General features: G+C 56.2%; 25 protein-coding genes and 3 tRNA genes. 23 read left to right on the forward strand and 5 right to left on the reverse strand.

Features of this window, described 5'->3' with window-relative positions; all coding sequences use genetic code 11:
* Window positions 1–252: 252 nt before the first annotated feature.
* The 8 genes from IPI58_03070 (at window position 253) to IPI58_03105 (ending at window position 6,740) form a co-directional block, all read left to right on the forward strand.
* On the forward strand, window positions 253–1,218 hold the full coding sequence (locus IPI58_03070) for a hypothetical protein (GenBank protein QQR69654.1): 966 nt from the start codon (window positions 253–255) through the stop codon (window positions 1,216–1,218).
* A 53-nt stretch (window positions 1,219–1,271) separates the two neighbouring features.
* Complete coding sequence (locus IPI58_03075; protein ID QQR69655.1) at window positions 1,272–1,568, forward strand: hypothetical protein; 297 nt, start codon at window positions 1,272–1,274, stop codon at window positions 1,566–1,568.
* Between the two features lie 304 nt (window positions 1,569–1,872).
* Window positions 1,873–1,948: transfer RNA gene (locus IPI58_03080), tRNA-Glu, on the forward strand.
* A gap of 315 nt (window positions 1,949–2,263) precedes the next feature.
* Complete coding sequence (locus tag IPI58_03085) at window positions 2,264–3,637, forward strand: pentapeptide repeat-containing protein (GenBank protein ID QQR69656.1); 1,374 nt, start codon at window positions 2,264–2,266, stop codon at window positions 3,635–3,637.
* A gap of 261 nt (window positions 3,638–3,898) precedes the next feature.
* Window positions 3,899–4,762: a nuclear transport factor 2 family protein gene (locus IPI58_03090; protein ID QQR69657.1), complete on the forward strand. Its 864-nt coding sequence runs from the start codon at window positions 3,899–3,901 to the stop codon at window positions 4,760–4,762.
* 72 nt (window positions 4,763–4,834) lie between these two features.
* On the forward strand, window positions 4,835–5,425 hold the full coding sequence (locus IPI58_03095) for a disulfide bond formation protein B (GenBank protein ID QQR69658.1): 591 nt from the start codon (window positions 4,835–4,837) through the stop codon (window positions 5,423–5,425).
* Window positions 5,422–5,988: a demethoxyubiquinone hydroxylase family protein gene (locus IPI58_03100; protein ID QQR69659.1), complete on the forward strand. Its 567-nt coding sequence runs from the start codon at window positions 5,422–5,424 to the stop codon at window positions 5,986–5,988. The genes IPI58_03095 and IPI58_03100 overlap by 4 nt, the downstream gene beginning before the upstream one ends.
* Before the next feature lie 65 nt (window positions 5,989–6,053).
* Window positions 6,054–6,740, forward strand: a complete 687-nt coding sequence (locus tag IPI58_03105; protein ID QQR69660.1) for a phosphatidylserine decarboxylase — start codon at window positions 6,054–6,056, stop codon at window positions 6,738–6,740.
* Window positions 6,741–7,367: 627 nt separating this feature from the next.
* Here IPI58_03105 and IPI58_03110 read toward each other — a convergent pair.
* A tRNA-Gly gene (locus IPI58_03110) sits at window positions 7,368–7,441 on the reverse strand.
* Between the two features lie 41 nt (window positions 7,442–7,482).
* Window positions 7,483–7,557, reverse strand: a tRNA-Val gene (locus IPI58_03115).
* Window positions 7,558–7,708: 151 nt separating this feature from the next.
* On the opposite strand from IPI58_03115, the gene IPI58_03120 reads away from it, so the two are divergent.
* Together IPI58_03120 and IPI58_03125 are read left to right on the forward strand one after the other, a co-directional pair.
* Window positions 7,709–7,984: a hypothetical protein gene (locus IPI58_03120; GenBank protein QQR69661.1), complete on the forward strand. Its 276-nt coding sequence runs from the start codon at window positions 7,709–7,711 to the stop codon at window positions 7,982–7,984.
* Between the two features lie 74 nt (window positions 7,985–8,058).
* Window positions 8,059–8,799, forward strand: a complete 741-nt coding sequence (locus IPI58_03125; protein ID QQR69662.1) for a YdcF family protein — start codon at window positions 8,059–8,061, stop codon at window positions 8,797–8,799.
* A 98-nt stretch (window positions 8,800–8,897) separates the two neighbouring features.
* On the opposite strand, the gene IPI58_03130 is transcribed toward IPI58_03125, so the two are convergent.
* Complete coding sequence (locus tag IPI58_03130) at window positions 8,898–9,380, reverse strand: hypothetical protein (protein ID QQR69663.1); 483 nt, start codon at window positions 9,378–9,380, stop codon at window positions 8,898–8,900.
* A gap of 457 nt (window positions 9,381–9,837) precedes the next feature.
* On the opposite strand from IPI58_03130, the gene IPI58_03135 reads away from it, so the two are divergent.
* From IPI58_03135 to IPI58_03155, 5 genes are all read left to right on the forward strand, one after another.
* Complete coding sequence (locus IPI58_03135; GenBank protein QQR69664.1) at window positions 9,838–10,506, forward strand: hypothetical protein; 669 nt, start codon at window positions 9,838–9,840, stop codon at window positions 10,504–10,506.
* A gap of 281 nt (window positions 10,507–10,787) precedes the next feature.
* The gene (locus IPI58_03140) at window positions 10,788–11,141 is read left to right on the forward strand and encodes a hypothetical protein (protein ID QQR69665.1); all 354 of its coding nucleotides are present in this window, start codon (window positions 10,788–10,790) and stop codon (window positions 11,139–11,141) included.
* A 37-nt stretch (window positions 11,142–11,178) separates the two neighbouring features.
* On the forward strand, window positions 11,179–11,400 hold the full coding sequence (locus IPI58_03145; GenBank protein ID QQR69666.1) for a hypothetical protein: 222 nt from the start codon (window positions 11,179–11,181) through the stop codon (window positions 11,398–11,400).
* A 468-nt stretch (window positions 11,401–11,868) separates the two neighbouring features.
* Complete coding sequence (gene recO, locus IPI58_03150) at window positions 11,869–12,609, forward strand: DNA repair protein RecO (GenBank protein ID QQR69667.1); 741 nt, start codon at window positions 11,869–11,871, stop codon at window positions 12,607–12,609.
* A complete protein-coding gene (locus IPI58_03155; protein QQR69668.1) occupies window positions 12,530–14,452 on the forward strand; it encodes an ATP-binding cassette domain-containing protein in 1,923 nt (640 codons plus the stop codon). Before recO ends, IPI58_03155 begins: the two co-directional genes overlap by 80 nt.
* 57 nt (window positions 14,453–14,509) lie before the next feature.
* On the opposite strand, the gene IPI58_03160 is transcribed toward IPI58_03155, so the two are convergent.
* A complete protein-coding gene (locus IPI58_03160; GenBank protein ID QQR70024.1) occupies window positions 14,510–15,136 on the reverse strand; it encodes a GGDEF domain-containing protein in 627 nt (208 codons plus the stop codon).
* A gap of 242 nt (window positions 15,137–15,378) precedes the next feature.
* Between IPI58_03160 and IPI58_03165 the strand changes: the two genes are divergently transcribed.
* The 5 genes from IPI58_03165 to IPI58_03185 all read left to right on the forward strand — a co-directional run bounded on the left by IPI58_03165 (window position 15,379) and on the right by IPI58_03185 (window position 20,198).
* A complete protein-coding gene (locus IPI58_03165; protein QQR69669.1) occupies window positions 15,379–15,969 on the forward strand; it encodes a riboflavin synthase in 591 nt (196 codons plus the stop codon).
* Window positions 15,970–16,013: 44 nt separating this feature from the next.
* Window positions 16,014–16,517: a 6,7-dimethyl-8-ribityllumazine synthase gene (gene ribH, locus IPI58_03170; GenBank protein ID QQR70025.1), complete on the forward strand. Its 504-nt coding sequence runs from the start codon at window positions 16,014–16,016 to the stop codon at window positions 16,515–16,517.
* 9 nt (window positions 16,518–16,526) lie between these two features.
* On the forward strand, window positions 16,527–17,030 hold the full coding sequence (gene nusB, locus IPI58_03175) for a transcription antitermination factor NusB (GenBank protein ID QQR69670.1): 504 nt from the start codon (window positions 16,527–16,529) through the stop codon (window positions 17,028–17,030).
* A gap of 314 nt (window positions 17,031–17,344) precedes the next feature.
* The gene (gene clpX, locus IPI58_03180; protein QQR69671.1) at window positions 17,345–18,610 is read left to right on the forward strand and encodes an ATP-dependent Clp protease ATP-binding subunit ClpX; all 1,266 of its coding nucleotides are present in this window, start codon (window positions 17,345–17,347) and stop codon (window positions 18,608–18,610) included.
* Between the two features lie 130 nt (window positions 18,611–18,740).
* Complete coding sequence (locus tag IPI58_03185; protein ID QQR69672.1) at window positions 18,741–20,198, forward strand: amidohydrolase family protein; 1,458 nt, start codon at window positions 18,741–18,743, stop codon at window positions 20,196–20,198.
* Window positions 20,199–20,267: 69 nt separating this feature from the next.
* On the opposite strand, the gene secA is transcribed toward IPI58_03185, so the two are convergent.
* Window positions 20,268–22,958, reverse strand: a complete 2,691-nt coding sequence (gene secA, locus IPI58_03190) for a preprotein translocase subunit SecA (GenBank protein ID QQR69673.1) — start codon at window positions 22,956–22,958, stop codon at window positions 20,268–20,270.
* Between the two features lie 286 nt (window positions 22,959–23,244).
* Between secA and IPI58_03195 the strand changes: the two genes are divergently transcribed.
* From IPI58_03195 to lptC, 3 genes are all read left to right on the forward strand, one after another.
* The gene (locus IPI58_03195; GenBank protein ID QQR69674.1) at window positions 23,245–24,006 is read left to right on the forward strand and encodes a hypothetical protein; all 762 of its coding nucleotides are present in this window, start codon (window positions 23,245–23,247) and stop codon (window positions 24,004–24,006) included.
* A 244-nt stretch (window positions 24,007–24,250) separates the two neighbouring features.
* Complete coding sequence (locus tag IPI58_03200) at window positions 24,251–25,231, forward strand: KpsF/GutQ family sugar-phosphate isomerase (protein QQR70026.1); 981 nt, start codon at window positions 24,251–24,253, stop codon at window positions 25,229–25,231.
* The gene (gene lptC, locus IPI58_03205; GenBank protein ID QQR69675.1) at window positions 25,203–25,889 is read left to right on the forward strand and encodes an LPS export ABC transporter periplasmic protein LptC; all 687 of its coding nucleotides are present in this window, start codon (window positions 25,203–25,205) and stop codon (window positions 25,887–25,889) included. Before IPI58_03200 ends, lptC begins: the two co-directional genes overlap by 29 nt.
* Window positions 25,890–25,895 lie beyond the last annotated feature (6 nt).

Below are 25,895 nucleotides of genomic sequence, written 5' to 3' on the forward strand. Positions count from 1 at the left end.
TCCAATCATACTGGCAACGCTTGCATATTATGAACCTAAATCCTGGATCATAATGGACAGATGGGCTATAATTCTGTGGCCAACTTCACTTTTTACCATTGCCAACACGTCAGGTCAAGACAATGATCGCATCATGTTACTTGTATATTCTATTATCTGTAACTCATTACTATACACGATGCTTGGTGGGCTGTTATGTATAGTTGCATCTTGCATAAAAAAGATTGTATGCAAATAATTCCATTAGGTTATATGAAAAATGTGCAAGGTGTGTACGGCCCCAACGCCAAGCCTTTGTGGGAGACGGTGCGCATCGACGGCGCGCCAGCGGCGGTGTTGGGCGGGAACGGCGCGCCCTATGCCGTGCATCCGGATTACCGCAACGCGCCCTTCCTGGTGCGCAAAGCCGATGGCGGCATGGTCTGGGGCTGGCAAGGCAACGGCGCTTGGAGCGACATCGCCCCCGCGCATTACCAAACGGGCCTGCGCGGCATGTTTGACTACACCCACGCCCTGCCCGGCCAGATCGTGGACTCCGACACGCCCAGCCTAAACCCCGAATCCCCTGTGCGCGACAACGGCGCACGATTGATGGATCCGAATACGGGGAGGTTTTTGCAGGTTGATCCCGTGCTGCAGCAGGATGGGGTGAGTCCGTATGCCTTCAACGATCCCGTCAATTTTGTGGATGTGGATGGACGCACCGCCGACCCCATCGGCTATGCGGGCGGGATGACGGCATCGCAGACCGAGCAGGCTTATAGACAAGCGGCAAAGGCATATGGTCAGTATCAAGCGGGTATCTATGCCGCGCAACATCCTGGTGCCATGGTGGATGCGATCCCGTTTAATCCCGTGAAGGGAGCTGTGGCGGCGGGGAATGCTGGAGTAGCCACATTCAATTATGCTAAATCAGCCGCGGCCTTTGGCGGAGCTGCCATAGTGTCATTCAGTCCGGCAGCTCCTTCTGGATTGCAAATCGGTCTTGCTACTGCATGCGTGTATCATGCTTATGCTGGTAATGCTGCCTGGGAACGCAGCCGTCAGACGTGGGGGGAAGCCCTAACTCAAACATGGGGAGATTCGCGTTGGCAGAATCTCTATGGCTTAGTGCCTCTTGGTGGGACCCAGTATGACGACCCATCTGAACCCCATGGACCGATTGAATGGGCTAAAACAAAACCGTGGGGGAATTTTTTAAATAAGCTTGGTTTATAACATTGTTCAGTGAATGCTGTTCCTAAGCCTTCCAAAAAATCAAGGGGATCGCCATGAGCAAAGGTATGAAAGAAAAAATAAATATATTTTTTCGATCACCCTATACGGGGTTAGCTATATTTATGGTGGCCGCATCATTATTTGTTTCATTGTTCTATTTTTTTGGTAATGAAGCTATTGGTGCAATTCAAATTATATTTCTTTTATTATTAATATTAACTGTACCCATAATATTGATATACTTAGTTATAAGAAATATAAATAATGGAATATCATTATTTGATAGCATCAAATTAGGGTTTTTGCATAGTATTAAAATTTTCTTCAAATGGTTTCTTAAGATTATATGATGCCAGATCAACGCATCGGCGCAGTTTTAACCTGGACGGGCATATCACGGGGATCACGACTCCCGATTTGAATATCACCATGGGCTATGACCAGGCCGAGCGGTTATCCACTTTGCAAGAAGGCAAATTGGGTCTGCAGCGTTTTGGTTATGTGCGAACCGCCCCTCGCGCACACAGCAATTTTGTGGATTGCAAAAGGGCACCAAAACCTGCCATAGTGCCCCCCGCGCAGATCCGGGTAAGAGGTTTAGCCTTTAGCTCGAATGCGTCCGTTCATGGCTGGTGCTTGTCACGGCATTGCTATGTCCCCATCGTCTAGAGGCCTAGGACACCACCCTTTCACGGTGGTAACACGGGTTCGAATCCCGTTGGGGACACCAAACATTTTTAGAAGAATGCTTTCAGCACACCGGCAAGGCCGGGGGGTGACCATAATCCGCCACGGTTGCTCCATCTTCTAACGCATAGAACGAGAACGACTTATGTGGTGCTTGTTCCACAGATTGAGCCTCGCCTCTGCGCGGCATCGACCATTTCTGCCTCGAGATCACAGCATGATTGATGCATTTCAGTAATGAAGTTCAAATAATAACCGCATACGGAAATATCTTTCTTCCCATTAACGTTAATAGGATTTAAAGCCGAATGGAGCAAAAGAAATATTGGAGGATTAGCATCCCCGGACTGAGAGAAGCATGCCCAAAAACGTCAAACAAGAAGAAATTGACGAACTCATCCGCCACCACGAGGATTTCCTGAGTGGTCGCATGGGTGGGCAGCGCATGATATTGCGTATGGTGCAGGCCGTCGATTTGGATTTGTCGGGACACAATTTATCGCATGCCGAACTGACGGGCGTGAATTTCAGCGGCAGCAATTTTCGTGGTACGAAGATGGCATCCGCCATTTTGTTTGGCGCCGATTTGCATAATTGCGATTTACGCGAAGCGGATTTAACCAACGCCGATCTACGCGGCGCAATCTTACGCAACGCCAATTTTGAGAATGCCGTACTGCTGAATGTCGATCTGAGGCAAGGGCATTTGATGCGCCAACAGCCGACGGCGGGGCAAGGCAGCAGCAGCACTGCCTCCGGTTCTAAGCGGGGCGGCATGGTTGCGGTGAACGGCACGGAAGGCAAGGCATCCTTCTCTGAAGCGAATTTCAGCCACGCCAATCTGGAGAATGCCAAAATCGGCAAAGGCTTTGGCTATAACGCCGATCTATCTTATGCCAATTTTAAAAACGCGAAGCTTAGCCAGGCAGATTTGCATAATTGCAATATGAAGGGCGCGAATTTCCATGGCGCGGATCTAAGTAAGGCCAATCTCAATAACAGCAACCTTCAAGGCGCAAATCTGATCGGCGCGCAGATTTCCGGTGTGACACTGGAGAACACCGATCTTGTCTCTGCACAAATCAATAAAGAGCAAACTATTGGCTTGGATATGTCCAAGGCTCGCATGACTCGCGCCGTCGAAAGTCTGGGGCGGCCGATTAAAGATGTGATGAAAGACCACGCAAAGTGGATCGAGTCGATGGGAGATATAGGCAAGCAAGCGGATTTCTCGGCGCTGGATCTAACCGATATGGATTTCGCCAATAGCGACCTTTCGGTGATCAAGATGACGTTGACCATCCTAACGCGAACCAATTTCGCGGCATCTAAGCTGACCATGGCCAATCTTGTGGACTGTAGCGGAGAAAGAACCAGATTCGTCTGGAGCGACCTTCGTGGGGCCAACCTAAGTGGAGCCAATTTACAGCGCGCTGACTTCACCAACGTCGATTCTTCTCCCATGCCTTTACGACGCGATGGCGTGCAAGGCGGCAAGGCGGAATGGTCCAGCAAATTCTGTCGCGTCAATATGACCGGTTCACAATGCACGCGCGGTAATTTTCGAGGGGCGAATTTCAGGGGAGCCGTATTACGCGATGTCGATTTCAGCGGCGCGAATTTGCAAAATGCTGATTTTCGAGAAGCCGATTTGACAGGCGCACAACTATCAGGATCATCCATCACAGGTGCCGACTTTACCGATGCCATAGGCACCCGCAACGCCAAATAGTTCCTTATGGGCATCATTACACCGTGCCACAATCATTACCTGAAGCAAATATCAATTCGGCAGTAGGATTAATTCTTCTATCCCAAATTAGTGCCATATATTAAAAGTTTCATTGCTTTCTCGGTGCATTTTTGGGATTACTCTGTTGTTCCACGCAAAATTGCCCTATTTATATGCGCTGTCTGGTTGGAAAGAATCTTGTCTGGCCGTATCTTACGGATAAAGCGGGATCACATCGAACATCAGGTAGGGAGCAGGCGGATGGCAACGGGCAAAACGAAAGACGACAAGAAAAAAGCGGCTGATAAAAAAGCCAAGCCTTCATCGTCAACGAAGGCGGGGGCGAAATCGACCGCCAAGCCCGCCGCAAAAGACAAAAAGGCACCGCCGCCAGCTAAAGCCGCGCCTAAGGCGGCCAGCTTGTCCAAGAACGATCCGATCAAGCAAGCCAAGGCGCTGATCGGTCCCTTGCGCGGCATGGGCGGCGGATTGACCAGTCTGGCACCGAGCTTGGCAGGATCAAGCGGGAAGCTGCCGCCACGTCTTCAGGCGCTGATCGACCGGCAGGAAATCGGCGATTTATTCACCACATGGTGCCGCGCCAGTGATCGGTTGGATGAGAGCCTGTTGCGTTCCGTCTATCACCATGACGGCAGCGAGGATCATGGTCCCGGCGTCTTTCAAGGACCGAGCGCGGGGTTTATCTCTTGGTGGATTGGGGTGTTGGGCGGGTTGAAATCGTCTTGGCATATGCTGGGGCCGACACGCTTTGACCTTCGTGGCGATGTGACCATGACCGAGACGCCGTTTTTGGCGCAATATCGTTTAGAAAAAGCCACCGGCAAGGAAGACTTGATCATCGGGGGGCGTTTCCTGGACCGCTGCGAACGTCGCCCGGGAGGGGCGTCAGGCGTATGGAAGATCGCGCATCGCAAGATGGTGAATGATTGGGTGCGGACCTCTCCGACATCGGATATCTTCTATCTGCAAAATCCCGATGCGCTGTGGCAGACTCGGGGCCGTACGGATTTGTCCTATAACATGGACTCCTTCCCCACGGGCCAGGGCAGCCGGACCTTCTCGCTCTTTGGTCGTCGTTATGACAGCAAGAGCCTGAAGTTCTAGTCTCCATCGGCTTACCAGTATGGACCAGAGGCAGGCCAGTTGGCCTGTGTCTTGAGATAGGCGTGAGGAACCATGACCGCAAAACATCACTCTCCCGTTTCGCCCTCCTCCAAGCAGGAAAACGGCCTGGCTTGCAAACTGATTTACCAGCTATGGCAGTGGGTGTTTTCCTATCCTGTCCTCTTATTGCTGTCGGCTTGCGTGGGCGCGTTGGGCTTTGCTTTGATCGCTCAATATGGTTTGGGCTTGTCGCCTTGTCCTTTATGCCTGATGCAGCGCGCGCCCTATGCGTTGGGGATACTGGCCATGATCGCGGCGTTTCTGGGACGTGCCCGTCCCGGCTGGGTGATGGCCATGCTGGGTGTGACGGCGGTGGCCTTGCTGGCCAACGCCGTCTTGGCCGGATATCACGCGGGCGTCGAGGTTCATTGGTGGGGCCAGACGGATGCAGGTTGTCCGATCAGCAATGCATCAGCCGAGCTGGGAAGCTGGAAAGCCATGCTAGAGAAATGGGCGCCGGGTCGCTGCGATGAGGTGGCATGGGTGATCTTTGGCATCTCGGCGGTGATTTGGAACACGCTGCTTTCCCTGTCTTTGAGCATGTATGCGGGTATCGCCCTATTTCGTTTGCGCCGTCTGACAGATAAAGAGGAATCGCTGTGACGGCTGCCTCGCGTCGTCATAAGACAGCTGACCGTGTTGCAGGAGAACGGGGCGAGACAGCGCGATTGCATCGTCTGTTACGTGTGGACCAAGCGGGAGAGTTCGGTGCCACGCGCATTTATGCAGGACAGCTGGCCGTATTGCGACGCAAGTCTTGCGCACCGGTCATTCAGGAGATGGCCCAGCAGGAAGACGAGCATCTCAGCCGCTTTGACGACCTAATGCGCCGCCACCATGTGCGTCCCACGGCCTTGCGTCCTTTGTGGCATGTGGCCGGTTTCGCTCTGGGTGCCGCCACGGCTTTGCTGGGCGAACGCGCGGCCATGGCCTGCACGGCGGCGGTCGAAGAAGAAATCGATCAGCACTATGCGCGGCAGATTCGCTCGCTTGAGAACCCAAAATCCGATCTAGGGCGTCTGTTAGAAAAGTTTCGCCAGGACGAAAGCCAGCATCGCGCCACCGCGCTGGCCCATGGAGCCGAGCAAGCCCCCGCTTGGCCGTTGCTGCGACGGGCGATCCGCGCGGGCACGCGCGCGGCGATTGCCTTATCCGAGCGAGTCTGACATCAAGAAGACAAGGCTGGGGAAACGATTCCTTCGCCGCGATCCGGTTGATCAGGAGAACAACAATGAGCATACAAGATTCATGGCCCACAATTCCACCCGTCCATCCGGCCGGATGGCCCTTTATGGCCGTGTTGTTTGTGATCGCCTTGGTGCTGGGGTTGTTCTATCAGCCTTTGATGTGGCTGGGGCTTATCCTGACCGGCTTATGCGCCATCTTCTTTCGTGACCCCGAACGTGTGCCGCCCGAAGGGACCGGTCTTGTTCTTGCCCCCGCCGATGGACGTTTGGCGGCCATTGTCGAGGAAAATGCGCCCGAGGATTTGGGCAAGCCCGAAGGCACGCGCATGACACGCCTTAGCATCGTGCTTGCCCCCACGGATGTGCATGTCAACCGCATCCCCTGTGACGCCGTGGTGGAATCCAAGATATACCATCCTGGCGCGTTCATCAGCGCCACGCTGGATAAATCCAGCCACGAGAACGAGCGCATGACGTTGCGTCTGCGTCTGACCGATGGCCGCGCCTTGGGCTTGGTGCAGATTGCCGGTTGGTTGGCTCGTCGCATCGTGTGCGATGTGGAAGAGGGTAAGAACGTCAAGAGCGGCGAGCGTTATGGCATGATCCGCTTTGGCAGCCGCGTGGATGTGTGGTTGCCGCTGGGGATCGCGCCTCATGTCCGAATAGGGCAAACCATGGTTGCGGGTGAAACCATTATGGCTCAGTTGAAGGAGTCGTTGCAAAAAGAATAATATCTCTCCGTTATCTATCGGTAGAGGTATGCGAAGTGTCGCAAGAAAAACAAGTTCATAACAAGCCATTCGACAAAGACGAGGAGACCCCGCATTTGTTGTATGCGCATTTCCGTATCAATGCTCAAAATTTGATGCGGAATCTTCAAGATGAATATCCTACATCCCGGTTTGAAGTCGTGGTTAGGCGTAAGCACAACAGCCCCGATAGACTTATCTTCGTCACGCAGCGCCGTCGGCTTGACAAAAATTTGCCGGTCTTCACGCAACTGGTATTCGCGCATAGCGATGCGGTGTCCCCTAGAAGACCTGGAGCGCCTGTGTATATCGCGGCGGGACGTCGAATGGTGTGTCTGCCAAGGGGATTTACGCCAGGTGGCGCAAGCTATGGCGGCCACAACATGAAGCAATTGGTTTTGTGCGAACCTCATCGTAGCCATTCAGCCCATATGCAAGGAATCTTGAACGGGCATATCGCGCCACACTGATGCATAGCGAGGGGGGTGCGCGTATCGGTGTATCCGAATTCGCTTTCCTGTTCAGCATGGTCCGGAACAACGGCACCGTTAAGTCGGTGGGTTACCATGGCGTTGGCTGGTCGAATCCGCGCGTTTATAAATCGGAAAATGGAGCGGGTGAAGGGAATCGAACCCTCGTCGTAAGCTTGGGAAGCTTCTGCTCTACCATTGAGCTACACCCGCTGATGAGCTACACCCGCTGAGCCATTTGGCCAAAAAAGGAATGGTGGGTGCGACAGGGATTGAACCTGTGACCCCTGCCGTGTGAAGGCAGTGCTCTCCCGCTGAGCTACGCACCCATTCCATAACAACGCATGGCGCCCGAAACTTTTCGGCCAGCAGGGGGCGAAAGTCAATTCTTTTCATGGCGCATGCCATGCATGAAAACAAAGCCATCTTGATATCGGAATGCTATAAGACCAATTCCGATCCACCCATTAGGGATAGTGTATGTCACGCCAAACCGCCGGGGCCGCTTGCCTCTTTGCGCTCACCACCTTCTTTGCAAGCCCGATCATCACGACAGTCTGCTTCGCCGACGATGCACAAGACAAAGAGATCAGGCACCAGCAGCTGCAAAAACTGATTGAAAAACTGGAAGCTCAACAGCCGCCAGCGATGGAGAAACCCATGACGACGCCCCCAGAAAGACCGCAGTCTGAAAAAAAGCCCGGCAATGGTGAGAAAATCCCTGGGGTAAAATACCGTTACACCATTCCCGCTTAACATCCTCGCCTTACTTCTTGCCAATATCTGCGACACCATGCAGGATTCGCGCAGGAATACCTCGGGAGCCGCGCATGGTGTATTGGCTAGACCCTTTCTTTTTCTTCACGGCGGCGGCCTTGCTGGCGTTGATGCTGCGCCGCGGACGTTTGGCGGGCTGGATTCTGGCCGTTCTGATGGTCTTGATGCTGGCTCCGGTTGGCAACGCGCTGACTTGGGAACTTGAAAACAGGATGTCCGCCCCCGACTGGCTATCGGGTGAACATCGGGTTGATGGCATTATTCTTCTGGGCGGGGACGAGAGGGTCGAAATCGCACGCCTGCGCGGCCAGGCTTCCATGATCACAGGCGCGCGCGCGCAGGGCTTTGCGGCTTTGGCTCGGCATTACCCTGGGGCGCGACTGTTCATCACGGGCGGCGGCAAACGCAGCCCCATTCCCGGCACCGCCACCGAATCCAGCATCAGTCGCCAAGCTGTTATTGGCTATGGCATTGATCCGGCACGTCTGGAAATGGAGGAGGACTCGCTCAATACCTGGGACAACGCCATGCACAGTTATGCGCAGACCAAGCCCGAGGCGGGGCAGACCTGGATTCTGGTGACCACGGCCGCGCATATGCCGCGCGCCCTGGCCGCGTTTAAGGCGGCGGGATGGGGGGATATGATTCAGCCCGCACCGGTGGATTTTCGCGCCGTACCGCCGCAGCACTCATGGAAATTCGTGGTACCGGCCAGCAATCTTTCCCGTTTGCACTATGCCTTGCGCGAATATCTGGCGGGCATCTGGTACCGCCTGAATGGCCGCGCGGCTTGATGGATCCTATAAGGAAAGCCCCCGTACCCGAATGAAGGGCACGGGGGCTTTGGCTTTTCCTGTCCTATCCGTTGTGACGGATGGGACAGGGGATGTTTTTAGTAACGCGACTCGCCGATCACTTCACCCCAAGTGACCACGGGCGAACCCATGATCATGCGGGCGGGAGCGACCGGAGCGACATAAGAAACCGCAGTCGCCGTCGTTGAGGGCACGACATAGGAAACCGGGGTCGCAACCGTCGTGGGAGCCACATAGCTGACCGACGGAGCCGTGTACGCGATGGGGCGGGTGTAGTTGGCCACCGGTAAGCCCGCGGCCGTCAGGATGGGCGAGCCGGACACGTTGAACACGGGCACGGTGGCCGAACCGGACCAGCTGACCGCGTTATAGCCATAGCCGGCATAGTTGCTGTAGGCCACGGGAGATGCATAGGCCACAGGCGCCGAGTAGGCGATGGGCGATGCATAGTAGGACGAGTAATAGCCCGTGCCCGAGTAGTAGGGCACGACTGTCGCCGCATGCGAGGCCATCGGGGCCATGAACGCGACGGCGGCAACCAAGGGAAGTAGATTTTTCATAAGGTGTATCCTCCTGCCAGGGTGGTCGTTGGTAACGACGAGTGAAATGAACTGTGCCATATTTATGTTTCGCATTAGTAAATATACCTATTTCAAATTTATTGATACGGCAGTGATTGGCTCAATAATGCATGATAATTTATTTATATATCAGTTATTTATATGGATAATCCTCATGTGATAGTTTTTGTCATATCGATATATAATCCGCCATATTGTTGCATATATGAAATATAATTGAGGCACTTTATTGGGAGGCGCCAGCCTCTGTGGTTTGGAATGTGCCGAAAGTTAACCCGCATGAAAGCGGGGCGACGAATCCCGAGCATCCACAGCGGTTGACGCCGCTTCATAACACAGGGGGGCCGCGCTTTCGCATTTTAAGAGGTTTTTAAGATGTGAAAGATAGAGCTATGGTCAATTGACCTGCTTCCTCTCGCAATAAGGAATGGACGCCATGCTGAAAAAGACGATCATCGGTTTTATGCTGGCCCTGTTCGCTGGGCCTCTCTCCGCTCATGCAGAACTGCCGGGGCAACCCTGTCAGAAAGAGCAAATCGGCACGACTAAAATGGCCGATGACAAGCAAAACATCATTGCTTGCCTCGTAACGGGTAACGTCGCGCCAGAAAACGTCCAGGAATGGAAGTCTATGACTGCGGGTAGCCGTACCCGTTACTCTCTTACTTGTGATGACTGGAAGAAAATAGGGTGGGGCAGCAAGGACGAATGTATTAAGGATGGGCGTTGGCATCTCGTGTATGTCAACAATAACTCTGGTGGCTCTGCATATGGAAATATTAGTAATTTAGTGGATTATGCGAATTCAGGAGCTGACGTAAAAAGTAATACTTCAGGTTCAGTAGGAGGTTCTCACCTTTGTTCCTCTATTGCATGGAAGGATGGAGTATTAGCTTGCATGGATACTATCAGTGCGGATGCTAGTGATCTGTTTGTAACCAGTGCAGGCCCGAATGATGGAACTGTTTTCGCTGGTTCAGCATTGAGGCGAACAGATGGTATGAGGATGAATACGAATATTGTGCCAAACAATAGTGGCAACATGCAAATGACAGGATCATTAAATAATAATCGGAAAGCTATGGAATGGTATGTGAGATTCTAGTGCCAAGACCGCTGCTCCTTAGGGCTTCCTCATTGCTCCGCCGAACTATCTTTGACTTTTGGCTGGCGCGGCGGATACTGAGGGAATAGGGTTTGGAGAGTGTTAATTTGAGATAGATTGCTCGAAAAATTCCGCAATGAAATCAATAGCTAAAGGCGAACAAAACAAGCTCATATCTATCTCAAATTAACACTCTCAGGGTTTGCGGGGGGTACAGGCTGGAAAGCCAATGATCGAACGGGGTAAGACTGTAAGGAATGAGGCTGCTGATGAGGAATGCCATGATTGCTCTTGCGACGCTGCTGGTCGGTGTCAGTCTTGGCCTGCCTAGCTTTGCCGCAGCATGGGCCACACCGGGGGCGGCGTGTACCCAAGAAGGCGCGAACGCCAACAGCGATGGCTTTCTCACTTGTACCGGCGGGGTCTGGGTATCCAATGCCGTCCTGATGGGTTCGACATCCGCCACATGCGATTCTACAAAAGCCGGATATATCCGCTATACCGGCGGCAAGTTTGAGGGCTGCAATGGAACGGGTTGGATTCAGTTGGCGGGGGGGGGGGGGGAAACCTTCGTCTTATGCTGGAGCAACGCCGACAACCTACAACGGGAACGCGGGCGCGTTAACTGGGATTAACGCAAAATGCAATGCGGCATTTCCGGGAAGTCGCGTAATGAGAGCAGATGAAGTGCTTTGGTTTGCTTCAAGTATGTCTGTTAGTGGTTGGGTTTTTGATGACTCTGGTATGAACGACCACACCTACCATCGTAATGGCGGGTGTCAGGGCTTTGCATCCAATAACAGTGGTCATTCCGGTGCAGTAGCAGGTCCTGGTGGTGGCGACGGATTAGAAACTTGCGACAAAGTATATCGATTTCACTGCGTTATAGATTGAATTGGGGCACTTTCTTTTCCCCACGTCTTGATTGTCAGATAGCGGCGGGTTGTTTGTCGCGTCTATCGCTACTGGCCTCCTCGTTGTCCTGCCGAACCATCTTTTGATTTTTCCGTTTTAACGGGCCGTGGATGGCCTGAAAGGGGCTGAATCGCAGAATCTTTTCTGGAATCCCGCACCATCGGCCAGGTCAGGAGATGGACTCCCGCCTTCGCGGGAGTGACTCACGAGGAGAGAAAGGCGCACAACAGGTCATGCCCTATTCATATGAAAACCACCCTCTCAACTTGGTCACGCGCATGCGAGCATCCATCACCCGTCATTTACGCTGGCGCTGAATCGCAGAATCCTTCATCTCAATCACAGCGGGCCGCTTCATAGGCCTTTGTGAACCGCGCCTAAGAGATAGCCCCCCAGGCGTTTCCACAGTATGAACAGGGAACGATCCAACCGGCAAAGGCCTAGGGCATGGAATGGCAAGATGATGGGGTGGTGCTGGATGCGCGGCCCCATGGTGAGAATGGATTGATCGTCAGCGTGCTGACCCGCGCGCATGGACGCTGCGCGGGGTATGCGCGCGGTGGACGCGGGAAAAAGCTGCGCGGGGTGTTGATGCCGGGCAATCGCATCCACCTATCTTGGCGCGCGCGCACCTCCACGCAGCTGGGGCAGATTCACGCCGAACTGGTCTGCAGCCATGCGGGACGCAGTTTTTCCAGCGCGACGGCCTTGGGAGTCCTGAGCGCCGCTTGCGCCTTATGCCATAGCAGCCTGCCCGACTCGATGCCTTTGCCGCGCGTGCATGACGGCTTGGTCGAGATGATGGATCGCCTGACCCTGCCCGCCGCAGACCTGATGCGCGCCTATGGTCATTGGGAATGGCATGTGCTGGAAGCCCTTGGCTATGGCGTGGAGATCGAAGGTGGGGACGGCGCATCGGCTCTGCGCAACGACTCCCCCGCTTTCGTGGATATCGAAACCGGCCGGGCCGTTCGCCTGTCGCAGATTGACACGAAGCATCCCCAAAGTCTGGTGGCTATCCCCGCTTTTTTGCGGGGCGACACGCTGCCCCCGAATACCCAAGACATCGCCGCCGCCTTGGCCCTTAGCGGAGCCTTGCTGGCGCATCATGTCTTGGGCGGTCGCGCTTTGCCGCCCGCAAGGCGGCGTCTGGCCGAATCCTGGCCTATCGGGCCGGTGGCCGCCTAAAAACGAGATATGTGCTAAAACCCAAGACATCATCGCGCGGATTTCGCACCACGGAGACATCATGCCCCCCGAATCCTCAGGTCTTTATGCAAGGCTGTTGCGCGGTCAAGGCTGGCGTTTGGCGGCTTTGGTGGTGGTTAGTTTAGTCGCGGCGGGAAGCGTTTTGGCCTTTGGCTCGACCTTACGCACGGCGATTGACGAAGGACTGACGGCGCGCGATCCAGCGGCGTTGGATCGGGCCTTGATGGCCCTGGGCGCCGTGGCCGGCGCGATGGCGATAGCGGTGTATCTGCGCGTGGTGCTGGCGCATCATTTGGCCGAAAGCCTGACGGCGCATCTGCGCCGCCTGGTGATCGGGCATTTATTGAATCTGGACCCTCACAGCCTGGCCCACGAAGGCGGCAGCGCGGGTCTGATGGCGCGCATCTCCACCGACACCGCCGTGATCCAATCGGTGGTCGCCGTCAGCCTGCCCCAAGCCGTGCGGAATCTGGTGCTGCTGGTGGGCGGCATGGCGATGTTGCTGCATGCCAATGCCTTTCTGGCCTTAATGACCGTGGCCATGGTGCCGGTGGTGGTGGTGCCTGTGGGCTTTCTGGCGCGTAAAGTCAGGCGCGGCGCGCGCGCCAGCCAAGACCGTCAGGCCGAGGCCGACACCGCCGCCGCCGGTTATCTATCCACCTTGTCCACCGTTCAGGCCTTCGGGGGCGAAGCGGCAGCGGCGGATGATTTTTCGGCCCGCGACGATATCGCCATGATCGCCGCCTTGCAGCGAGGACATATCCGCGCCGTGCTGGCCGCCGCCGCGCTGGGCCTGACCATGGGCACAACGAGCATCATCCTCGGGGTGGGAGGACACCGGGTGCTGGCAGGAGAAATCAGCCCCGGCGCGCTGACCGCCTTTTTGTTCTTTGCCGTTCTGGTGGCCGGTGCCGTGGGCGGTCTGGCCGATCTGGCCGGGGAAGGACAAAGAGTCCGCGCCAGTATGGACCGCCTGGGCGCATTGCTGGCCTTACGTTCGCGCATCACGCCGCCCTCTGCGGACGAGGCCGCCCCCCTACCCGTCCCTGTCCTGGGAGCCTTGGAACTGGACGATCTGCGCTATGCCTATCCCGACCGGCCCGAAACCGATGTCCTGCACGGCGTCACCCTGTCCGTTCGTCCGGGTGAGCGTGTGGCTTTGGTCGGGCCAAGCGGCGCGGGCAAAAGCACGTTGTTTCATTTGCTGTTGCGCTTTGACGACCCCACGCATGGCCAAATCCGCCTGGATGGAACCGATCTGCGCCGACTGGACCCCGCCGCCTTGCGCGGATGCATGGCCGTGGTGACGCAAGAGCCTGTCCTGCCCAATGCCCGCACGGCTTATGACGCCATCGCCTATGGCCGCCCCGATGCCAGCGAAGAAGAGGTTTTGGCGGCGGCCAAGGCGGCCCATGCGCTGGACTTTCTGAACCGTTTGCCGCAAGGCCCGCACACGCCGCTTTCATTGAGTTCTGCGGGATCGGGCGTGGCCCTATCCGTGGGCGAACGCCAACGCCTGGCCATCGCCCGCGCCATGTTGCGCAATCCGGCGGTTCTGTTGCTGGACGAGGCGACCTCGGCCCTAGACGCCGAAAGCGAATCCCTGGTTCAAGACGCCATGGCGCATCTGATGAAGGACCGCACCACCTTGATCATCGCGCATCGCCTGTCCACCGTCCGCGCCGCCGACCGCATCGTGGTGCTGGACCAAGGCCGCATCCTTGCTCAAGGAACGCACGACACCCTCCTGGCCGAAGGCGGCCTCTATGCCCGGCTGGTCCGATTATCGGGAATGGAGGGGAGCAAACCGCTGGAATCATAGTGCGGCGCAGATTGCCCGATGGGCGTTTGCGGATGATAAGCCACCTCCAAGAACCCCTCACCCGCCTTTGCGTTTTTGCTTGTTGCTGTAAAGCTTCAGATCGGCCGAGGCCAGAACGGCATCGACCAGATCGCCCTTGCGGTAACTGGTGGTGCCAAAGCTGGCGCGCAAGGGTAGACAGGAGCGGCGCCAGGACATGCTTTTGCTGTTCAAGGATTCCGTCAGCAGCTTGGCACGGGCCTGACCGATGCGGGCTGGGGTGCGGGTGAGGATGACGGCGAATTCGTCTCCGCCCAGTCGGGCCACGATATCCGATGGACGCACCTCGGCCAGCAGAACCGATGCGAAAGCCTGCAAATAGGCATCCCCGGCCTGGTGGCCATAGCGGTCATTGATGCGCTTGAAGCCATCCAGATCATACAAGATCAGCACGCCGCCGCCGCATTGGTCGCGCATCGCCGCCGCCAATTCGCGCTGCAAAGCCCGGGTCAAGCCCCGGCGATTGAACACGCCGGTCAGCTCGTCGGTCAGCGCCAGGCTTTCCAGATACGTGATGCGCCGTTGCTGCGCCGCGATCAATGCCAAGGCGTCGCCCAGATCCGCCACACGGTTTTGTCCCGCGCCTTGCGGCCAGGCTTGCGCCAATATGCTGCTGTTCAAAGCTTGTACTTTATCGCCCGCCATCCGGCCTTGGCCGCTCGCGGGTATCTCCATTGTGGTCTCAACTCTGGTCATGGTGGCGTCCCCCCTTTTGTCTCCGGCCCAAAACTGGATCATTAACGACCCGAATTTATGACCTGCAAACACCGTGCCATTTCATACCGAGCCCGTATCAAGATGTTCTTTTTGTTGATCTTGAATTACCGGCGCGAAACCGGCAGAGTCACTTCTTGACGTAACCCATAATGGTTGACAAATCGTAAGCTATGTTTACTGGCATCATCTCTGACATCGGCGAGGTCGTCTCGACCGAGCCTAATGCAGGCGGCAAGCGCATCGTGATGCGCGTTCCGTGGAAGGATCTTCCCGCCGGGGCCTCGGTGGCCTGCAACGGTGTATGCATGACGGCGGCCGAGGTCAAAGACGGCACCATGATGGTGCAGGCCTCCTCGGAAACCTTAACCTGCACCACGTTGGGCGAATGGCGATCGGGCTTCCGCGTCAATTTGGAACGTCCCATGAAGATCGGCGACGAATTGGGCGGGCATTTGGTCTATGGTCATGTGGACGCCACGGTCAAAGTGGTCGAACGCTGGGACCAGAACGAGGAAACCCGGCTGTTCTTTGAAACCACGCCCATGTATTCGCGCTTCATCTCGTCCAAAGGCTCCGTGTCTATCGACGGCGTGTCCTTGACTGTGAATAAGGTCCAGGGCCCTTATTTCTGGATCACGGTGATCCCCTATACACGCGATCACACCACGCTACACCAGTTGGATGTGGGCGGGCGCGCCAATATGGAAGTGGATCGCCTGGCGCGTATGTTGGCGCGTCTGATGACAGATCGCACCCTGTAGAAACACATATCGTCTTCGCTCGTCAAAGGAGCCGTTCAATCATGATGCTGCACGAAGGACGCCGCGACGAAGCGGTGCCCCATTTCGCCCCGGGCACGGGCCCCCATATCCTGTTGCTGGAAGCCCGATTCTACGCGGATATCGCCGATGAAATCATGGCCGCCGCGATCCATGAGATTGAAAAAGTCGGCGGCAGTTACGAACGCATCAGCGTACCGGGCTGCTTGGAAATCCCCTGCGCGTTGTCCTTAGCCTTAGAAAGCAACACGCTACGTCCCTTCGAAGGCTGCGTGGCGTTGGGCTGCGTTATTCGCGGCAAGACCAGCCATTATGAGATTGTGTGCGAGCAAAGCGCCGCTGGCCTTCAGTCTTTAGCCCTGGCGCATCTGCTGCCCGTGGGCAATGGCATCTTGACGGTAGAGAACATGGACCAAGCGCGCGAACGCGCGGCGGTGACCGGTGAAAACCGAGGCGGCATGGCCGCGCGGGCCTGCCTTGGCATGATCGACCTCAAGCGCCGCTTGCTGTCCGGCGCGACAGGAGTATAAAGACAGGGCATGGCCTCCTCCGACCGATCACCTTTTGCCGCCCGCACCGCCGCACGACTAGCCGCCACGCAACTTCTGTATCAAGAAATCATCTCGGGCGCGATGCCGCAGGGCGCCGAAAGTCCCGCCGCCGCCATCGCGCATTGGGGCAAGCGCCGCCTGAGCGAAGACGAATCCGCATCCGAACCCGTTACTCCGGACCCCGCTCTACTGGCCCGCATTCTGGGGGGTGTGAGTCGTCAACAAGCGGATATCGACTCTTTGCTGCGCGGTGCCTTGGACCCGGCTTGGCCGCCCGAACGGATCGAAGCCGCCTTGCTGGCTATCTTGCAAGCGGGGGGATATGAACTGCTTGCCGAGACCGAGACCCCGGCTGGCGTCATCATCAATGATTATATCGAAATCGCCCGCGCCTTCTTTTCCGGAAGCGAGCCGGCCTTAGTCAATGGCGTGCTGGACAAGCTGGCAAAGACTGTGAGAGCGACTCCCTCGAAACCCAGAGAGCCTGCGTAATCCGGGCTTAACTCAACGGTCACTATGCCGCACAACGCGCACAGCGCGAGCCCGTGGGAATCGGTCATCGGCAACAGTGTCGCCTTTTTAGCCTTAGAGCTTCACTTCAGCCACAATGCATATGAAAAAAATCTTATCCCCTTGCTCTAGTTTTATAAAAGCGTACTTGATATGAGTATGTTAGATCGTTTTTTCGCCTCTCAATGTCCATCATCCATAAAAAAGTCAGTCCCATTTTAGCCTTTTTTTAATGCCCTCTTCCTAGAGGGTAGTGTAGTAAGTTAGACAAGCGACCTTCGGAGGCCAGAAGATCCATGAGCCGGAACAGCGACAGCGGCAGCAGCAAGAACACCCTGTATTGCTCCTTCTGCGGAAAGAGCCAACACGAGGTCCGCAAGCTGATTGCAGGACCGACGGTGTTCATCTGCGATGAATGCGTCGAATTGTGCATGGATATCATCCGGGAAGAGAACAAGGCCACCCTTGTGAAGTCCCGCGATGGCGTGCCCAGCCCCAAGGACATCTTTGCGGTTCTGGATGATTATGTGATCGGCCAGGGCCATGCCAAGAAGGTTCTGTCTGTCGCCGTCCACAATCACTACAAACGCTTGGCCAATGGCGCGAAAAGCGGCGATGTGGAATTGGCCAAATCCAATATTCTGCTGGTTGGCCCCACCGGCTGCGGCAAGACTTTGTTGGCCCAAACCCTGGCCCGCATCATCGACGTGCCTTTCACCATGGCCGATGCCACCACGCTGACCGAGGCGGGCTATGTGGGCGAGGATGTGGAAAACATCATCCTCAAGCTTCTGCAGGCCGCCGATTACAATGTCGAACGCGCTCAGCGCGGCATCGTCTATATCGACGAAGTGGACAAGATCAGCCGCAAATCCGACAACCCGTCCATCACCCGCGACGTGTCGGGCGAAGGTGTGCAGCAGGCCTTGCTTAAGATCATGGAAGGCACGGTGGCCTCGGTTCCGCCTCAGGGCGGACGCAAGCATCCGCAGCAAGAATTCCTGCAGGTGGACACCACCAATATCCTGTTCATCTGCGGCGGTGCCTTTGCCGGCCTTGAAAAGATCATCTCGGCGCGCGGACGGGGCACTTCGATCGGCTTTGGTGCCGATGTGCGCTCCCCCGAAGATCGCCGCACCGGCGAGGTACTGCGCGAAGTGGAGCCCGAAGATTTGCTGAAATTCGGCCTTATCCCCGAATTCGTCGGCCGTCTGCCCGTGGTGGCCACCTTGCACGATCTGGACGAATCCGCCCTGGTGGACATCCTGACCAAGCCCAAGAACGCCCTGGTCAAGCAATATGCCCGTCTATTCGAAATGGAAGATGTGGGGCTGACCTTCACCGATGATGCTTTGCGTTCGATCTCTAGCAAAGCCATCCAACGCAAGACCGGCGCGCGCGGACTGCGCTCGATCATGGAAACCTTGCTGCTGGACATGATGTTTGAATTGCCCGGGATGAAGGGCGTGGAGCGTGTCAGCATCAATGGCGAAGCCGTCGAGGGCAAGGCCAAGCCTCTGATGACCTACAGCAAGCAAAGCGCCGCCAAGGAAGCCTCATAGACATATAAGCTGAAAAAGCTGTAAGTTTTTGACTTTCCTGGATGATATCTATAAACGCAGGGACGGAAACGAACGGATCGTCACGTTTGTGATATCACGAATGCGTCCTTGCGCATAAAGGGGGAACGTCATGACATTTGATCTTGAACACAATGATGCGATTGCCATGTTGGCATTCAATCTGAAGCTGGTCGGCACAAAATCTCGCCGCAACATCCTGGTCAGCGCGGGACGCGAAAGCAACAAAGAGCGTCTGCTGAACGCGATACGGAGCCTGTCTGAGCTCAAGGTCAATTTATTCGCCACCCCCGGCACCAGCACCTTTCTGACCAGCCATGGCGTGCCCAATCATGAGCTTTTCAAAATCGCCGAGCGCAAGGAGCCCAATATCCGTTCCTTCCTCAGCCAGGATCGCTTTGACATGGTCATCAATATCCTGACGGGCGACAACGACTATGACGAATCCTCGGATTGCCGCCTGATCCGCACATTATGCATCGAAAACGGCATTCCCCTGATCACCGATGCCGATGTGGCCATCGAGGCCATCGCCGACATCATGCGCAAGCATGAACGGCAAAGCTTCCGCTATAAGATCGCCGATCAAGCGCGGCCTTGGGATATGCGGCGGCATTTTCTGGACTTGGTCAGCGAACGCGGAGGCATGGCCTGTTACCATGCGCATTTCGACAAGGCCTATCTGATTTCCTTAGACAATCTGCGCCTATCCTTGGTCGATATGCAAAAGAAGTGGGAGCTTTACCGCTATCTACAGGAAAACTACACGCATGAAGACCTTGTCGAGCGCATATCGCGCGGCGTAGAGGCCATGATCGCCCAAGGCGTCACCTATTGCCGTACTCATGTCGATGCGGGGGCCATCGCCAAGATGCTTCCTATGGAAGCGGCGCTGGAAGTGCGTGAGAAATACAAAGGACGCATCACGCTGGAAATTGGCGTACAGCCTTTGCAAGGCGTGTTGGACAGCGAGTCGCGGTCCTATGTGATCGCGGCGTGCGAGAAGGCGGATATCATCGGCGGCCTTCCCTCACGCGACCGTCCGACCCCTGAAAAGCATGTGGATTTCATGATGAGCCTGGCCAAGGATCTGGGCAAACCTGTCGAGATGCATGTGGATCAGGAAAACAACCCGGACGAGGACGAGACGGAGTTGCTGGCCCTTAAGGCCATTGAACACGGCCTTGAAGGCAAGGTCACGGCCATTCATGCGATTTCCCTGGGCGCTAAGCCCGCTCACGAGCAAGACCGCGTGATCGCCCTGATGAAAGACGCGGGCATGGGCGTGACAGTATGTCCATCGGCGGCGCTGAGCATGAAGATGCACGACAAAATGGCCCCTTTGCACAATTCCATCGCCCCGGTGCCCAAACTGCTGGCGGCGGGCGTGCCGGTTTATCTGGGCGCAGACAACATCCACGACCTGTTCATGCCGATGGTCGATGGCGATATGTGGTTCGAAGCCCGCATGATGATGGAAGCCTGCCGCTATTACGACATTGATCGTATGGCAGATATCGCCTGCGATAAGTCCGGCTTTTCTAGAAAGGCGTTGAAGTCGGCGGCGTAAAAACGCCGCTGAAGGCAGAGGTGGCCATAAAAAGGGCGACAGACTGGTTCTGCCGCCCTTTTTTTTCGTTCAGTCTACCTTCCCATGGCAGGACTTGTAACGCTTGCCCGACCCGCACGGGCATGGCGCGTTGCGCGAAACGCCGGTCCAGGTGCTGGGGTCTTTGGGATCAAAGGCGACGGGCGGCGCACCGAGGGCGCCGCCAAAGGCACCCACGCTGCCGGGATCGGGATGCTCGAAACGCATCTGCGCGTGCATGCGGGCCAACATCTCCTCGGGCGAGGGCATGCGGAACTCGCGCGTCAGCAGCAGGCGCGTCACGTCCCAGCGCAGACGATCAAGCATGTCGTTGAACAGCTCGAACGCCTCGCGCCCATACTCGTTAAAGGGATCGCGCTGGGCATAGCCGCGCAGATGAATGCCCATGCGCATATGATCCAGCGCCAACAGATGCTCTTTCCACACCTGATCGAGGATGTTCAGCAAGAACGCCTTCTCCGCCAGACGCATGGATTCCTCGCCAAGACCTGCGGCCTTGACCGCCATCTTTTCGTCGGCGGCGCGATCAAGGCGTTCCAGAATTTCTGCGCCCGTCATGCCATCCTTGGCGCACCAATCCTTGATCGGCGCATCCAGGCCCAGATCGCCATGCACTTTCTCGGTCAGACCGGCCACATCCCATTGCTCGGCATAGGAATGCGAGGGGATCGCCTTATTCACGGCGGCTTCCAGAATGTCGTGACGCATATCGCGGATGATCTCCGAGATATCGTTGGCTTCCATGATCTCGCGGCGTTGTTCGTAGATCACTTTGCGCTGATCGTTCACGACATTGTCGTATTTCAGCAGATTCTTGCGGATATCAAAGTTGCGCGCCTCCACCTTTTCCTGGGCGCGCTGTAATGCTTTGGTGATCCATGGATGGATGATGGCCTCGCCCGCCTGCAGGCCCAGACGGCCCAGCATGTCGCTCATCCGCTCCGAGCCGAAGATGCGCATCAGATCGTCTTGCATCGACAGATAAAAGCGCGACGCGCCCGGATCGCCCTGACGGCCCGAACGACCACGCAGCTGATTGTCGATGCGGCGCGATTCATGGCGTTCCGTGCCGATGACGAATAGACCGCCGGCGGCGCGCACCACCTCGCGGGCCTGTTCGACCTCGCGGCGTATTTCTTGAATGCGTCGCTGACGTTCGGGACCTTCCTCGATATCCGCAAGCTCTTGCAGAATGCGCATATCGGCATTGCCGCCCAGCTGAATATCGGTGCCGCGACCGGCCATGTTGGTGGCGATGGTTACCGCGCCCACGCGCCCGGCCTGGGCGATGATATAGGCTTCATGCTCGTGATAGCGGGCATTCAGCACATTGTGCGGAATCTTGCGCTTTTTCAGCATATCGGCCAGCAATTCCGATTTTTCGATCGACACGGTGCCAACCAGCACCGGCTGTTGCCGCTCGCGGCATTCGATGACCTGCTTGATGATCGCCTCGTGCTTTTCCTCGGCACTGCGATACACCTCGTCATCCATATCCAAACGTAACACCTGGACATTGGTGGGAATGTCCACGACTTCCAGATGATAGATTTCCGAGAACTCGGCGGCCTCGGTCATGGCGGTGCCGGTCATGCCGGCAAGCTTGGGATAGAGGCGGAAATAGTTTTGGAAAGTGATGGATGCCAGAGTCTGGTTTTCCGGCTGGATGGTCACTTTTTCCTTGGCCTCCAGCGCCTGATGCAGACCTTCCGCATAGCGGCGGCCTTCCATCATGCGGCCCGTGAACTCATCGATGATGATCACCTTGTCCTGCTTGACGATATAATCCACGTCGCGCGTGAACAGCTTGTGCGCCCGCAGAGCCTGATTCACATGATGCACCACCTGCACATTGACGGCGGCATACATACCTCCCGGCTGCAACAGGCCTTCTTCGGCCAGTATCGTCTCTAGCCGCTCATTGCCGCTTTCCGTCAGGCTGACGGATTTTTGCTTTTCGTCCTTGTCGTAATCGCCATCTTCCAAGCGCGGGATCAGGGCGTCGATTCGAACATAGAGTTCGGACGAATCGTCGGACGGGCCAGAGATGATCAACGGCGTGCGCGCCTCGTCGATCAAGATCGAGTCCACCTCGTCCACGATGGCGAAGTTGAAAGGACGCTGCACCATGTCGGATAGCGCGAATTTCATATTGTCGCGCAGATAATCGAAACCGAATTCGTTATTGGTGCCATAGGTAATATCGCAAGCATAGGCGTCGCGGCGTTCCTCGTCCGACAGCTCGTGCAAGATGCAGCCCACAGACAGGCCCAGAAACCGGTAAATCTGCCCCATCCAGGCGCTATCGCGCCGGGCCAGATAGTCATTGACCGTGACCACATGCACGCCCTTGCCCGTCAGGGCGTTCAGATAGACGGGCAACGTGGCGACCAGAGTTTTGCCTTCACCGGTGCGCATCTCGGCGATCCGGCCTTGATGCAGCACCATGCCGCCCATCAGCTGCACGTCGAACGGACGTTGGCCCAATGTACGCTTGGCCGCCTCGCGCACGGTGGCGAAGGCCTCGGGCAACAGATCGTCCAAAAGCTCGCCATCGGTCAGGCGCTGACGGAACTTCACCGTCTGCTGACGCAAGGCATCGTCGCTCAAAGCCGCGAATTCAGCCTCGAGCGCGTTGATCCGGGCCAGATGGGAAGCAAGCGAACGCACGACTCGTTGGTTCGACGAGCCAAACAACTTTCGCGCAAGAGCGGACAGCATGAAGGAATCCTTGGGATAGTCGTGAACGCTTTACGTTTATGGCTTTCTGGCCTTGGGGACAAGAAAAACCGCAAACTGGTCATGGAAAAACTTACCACCCCATGATTTCAGCGGGGAGACGCAAAGAATGGACAACACAATCCCCGAGAGATAGAGTCGGTGCTTAAGGATACTGCACAACTGTTACAGAGATAAAAAGTGTGTGCGCTGAAACCGCCCCCCCCCACGCTGGGTATCTGAGCATGGCCCTGAATCAGGCATAGCCATTGGGCCGATCCTGTTCGTGGTGGCGATTCTGGCTGTCATCGCCTCTGCCATTGCCGCGGGGTCGGGTGGATTTAATAGCGATACTTCGGCAATCAGCGCCAAGGCATATGCCACAGCCATTCTTGAATATGCAGCTAGCGTTAAGATGGGCGTGGATAGGGTATTGGGAAAGGGTTGCACCGATACGCAGGTCAGCTTTGAAAACCCTTTTGTCAGTGGCTATGAAAATCCAAATGCCCCATCCGATAAATCCTGTCATGTCTTTGATGTGAATGGCGGCGGGATGAATTGGGTGACGCCTCCGGCAGGAGCATTAAATCAGGCAAATTTCGATGCCTCAAATTCGTCTATCAAGTCCCCTTTTGGAAATAACCTTTTTACAACGATTTGTGTTGCTAATACAGGTACTGGTGGATACGGCACTAATGGCGCAACTAATCCGTGTTATTACATTGATTCAGCAACAAGCTCGGACCTAACAATGATTTTGCCATGGGTTTCAAAAGATATTTGTTTACAGATTAATGGCCTTGTTGGATTCAAAAATATCGACGCAACAACACCACCAAAACACGGTAGTTATAAACTATACTTCACTTTCTTTTCAGGTAGTTACTCAGGCAATTACGGATCTATTGGTGGTTTGCCAATAGATACGACTTGGGGAAACCCAGATAATAATGGAATGGTACAGGGGTGTATGTCTGCTACCACTCAGTGGCAGGATGGCACAGTACCAGGCGGAGGCTATTTCTATTTCCGCGTCTTGATTGCCAGATAGGGTGTTCGTCGCCTCTGCCAGCTTCCTCGTTATCCTTCCGGACCGTCTTTTGACTTTTCCGTTTCACGGGGCATGGATGCCACCAGCCTATTGAAGATACGGTTCATGTTGGCTTCTGCCTTCTGACATATACAGAAGCAGGGTTTCTATATCTTCTTCGCTCCCTTCCCTTTCTGCTCGGCTGCGCCTAGAGTCCTTGCCGGTGACTCACTTTTGGGTAGGCGCGCAAAACATGATCGGGGTTATGACAGCCGTGAACGTCTTGGAAACGGAAGATGAAGGCCTCGCGGCGGGTGTGCGGGCTTTGGAGCAGGAAGCTCTGGCGCTGAAGGCTTTGGCCGAAAGCTTGGATGAAAACTTCGTGCAAGCGGTGGCAATATTGGGCGCGGCCAAAGGGCGCGTCGTGGTCACCGGCATGGGCAAGAACGGGCATATCGGCAATAAGATCGCCGCGACTCTGGCTTCGACCGGCACACCTTCCTATTTCGTGCATCCGGGCGAGGCCAGCCACGGCGATCTGGGCATGGTGACGCGGGACGACGTGGTTCTGGCGTTGTCCAATTCCGGCGAGACGGTCGAGCTTACAGACTTTGTGACCTATTGCCGCCGTTTTTCCATTCCTTTGGTGGCGATCACCGCCCGGCGGGAGTCCATGCTGGCGCGGGCCGCCGACGTGCTTTTGTTGCTGCCGCCCGTGGCCGAGGCATGCCCCTTGGGCCTGGCCCCCACCACTTCGACCACCATGACTTTGGCTCTGGGCGACGCCTTGGCCATCGCCTTGATCGAAAAGCGACACTTCACCGCCACCGATTTTCGCAAATTCCATCCCGGCGGAGCCTTGGGCAAGCGGTTGATGACCGTGCGCGACCTGATGCATGGCGAACCCAGCATCCCGCTGGCCACCCCCGAAACCCCGATGAGCGAAGCCCTGTTGACCATGAGCGCCAAGGGCTTTGGCTGCGTGGGCGTGGTGGATGCCGATGGCAAGCTGATCGGCATCATCACCGATGGCGATTTACGTCGCCACATGAACGACTCCTTACTGACGCGCCATGTGGGCGAGGTAATGACCCCCCATCCGCGCAGCGTCTTGCCGTCCCTGCTGGCGGCCGAGGCTGTGGGGCGCATGAATGACTGGCGCGTGACCAACTTATTCGTGGTCGAAGAGGATCGCCCCGTGGGCGTGCTGCATCTGCATGACTGTCTTCGCGCCGGAATCGTCTGACCTGCGGGCACGAGCCAACGGCTCGGCCTCCCCCGAACAGGACCAGGACGACCTGGATCTTGATGTCGGTCCGCGCGAACTGGGCCGACACAGCCTTGGCTATAGCCGCTTTGTGGGAATGGCCAAGATTCTTCTGGCGGCGGCGGCGGCAGGGTTGATGATCGCCCTGTTTCTATGGCCGGCGGATGAACCGCCTCCGCCCATGCCCAGCGGCGTGACGGTGCAACAAGGCCAAATGGTGCGTCCCCGTTATAGCGGGGTGGACGAAAAGAACCGCGACTACTACATCTCGGCCGACGCCGCCTTGCAGCCCAAGGCCGATGCCGAGGCTATCCAGCTAAATCGTCCCGAAGGCGATATCGCCATTGATGGCGGTTGGCTGTCGCTGCGCGCCAAGAATGGCCGCTATGAGCGTACCGGCAACATGGTCAGCTTGAATGAAGGCTTCGAGATTTTCCACGATGCGGGCTATCGCCTGACGGGACAAGATATCCGCGTGGACCTGACCAAGGCCGAAGCGTCCAGCCAAAGCCCCGTTGACCTTTTCGGTCCCACGGGCGAGGTTCATGCTCAAGGCGGCTTGCTGATGCAAAACAGCGGCGCGATAGTCATCTTCAAAGGTCCCGCCCGCGCCGTATTGCGCGGCGAAGCTCGATAGACAGGA

It is taken from the genome of Alphaproteobacteria bacterium (assembly GCA_016699305.1).
In the GTDB taxonomy this organism is placed as follows: domain Bacteria; phylum Pseudomonadota; class Alphaproteobacteria.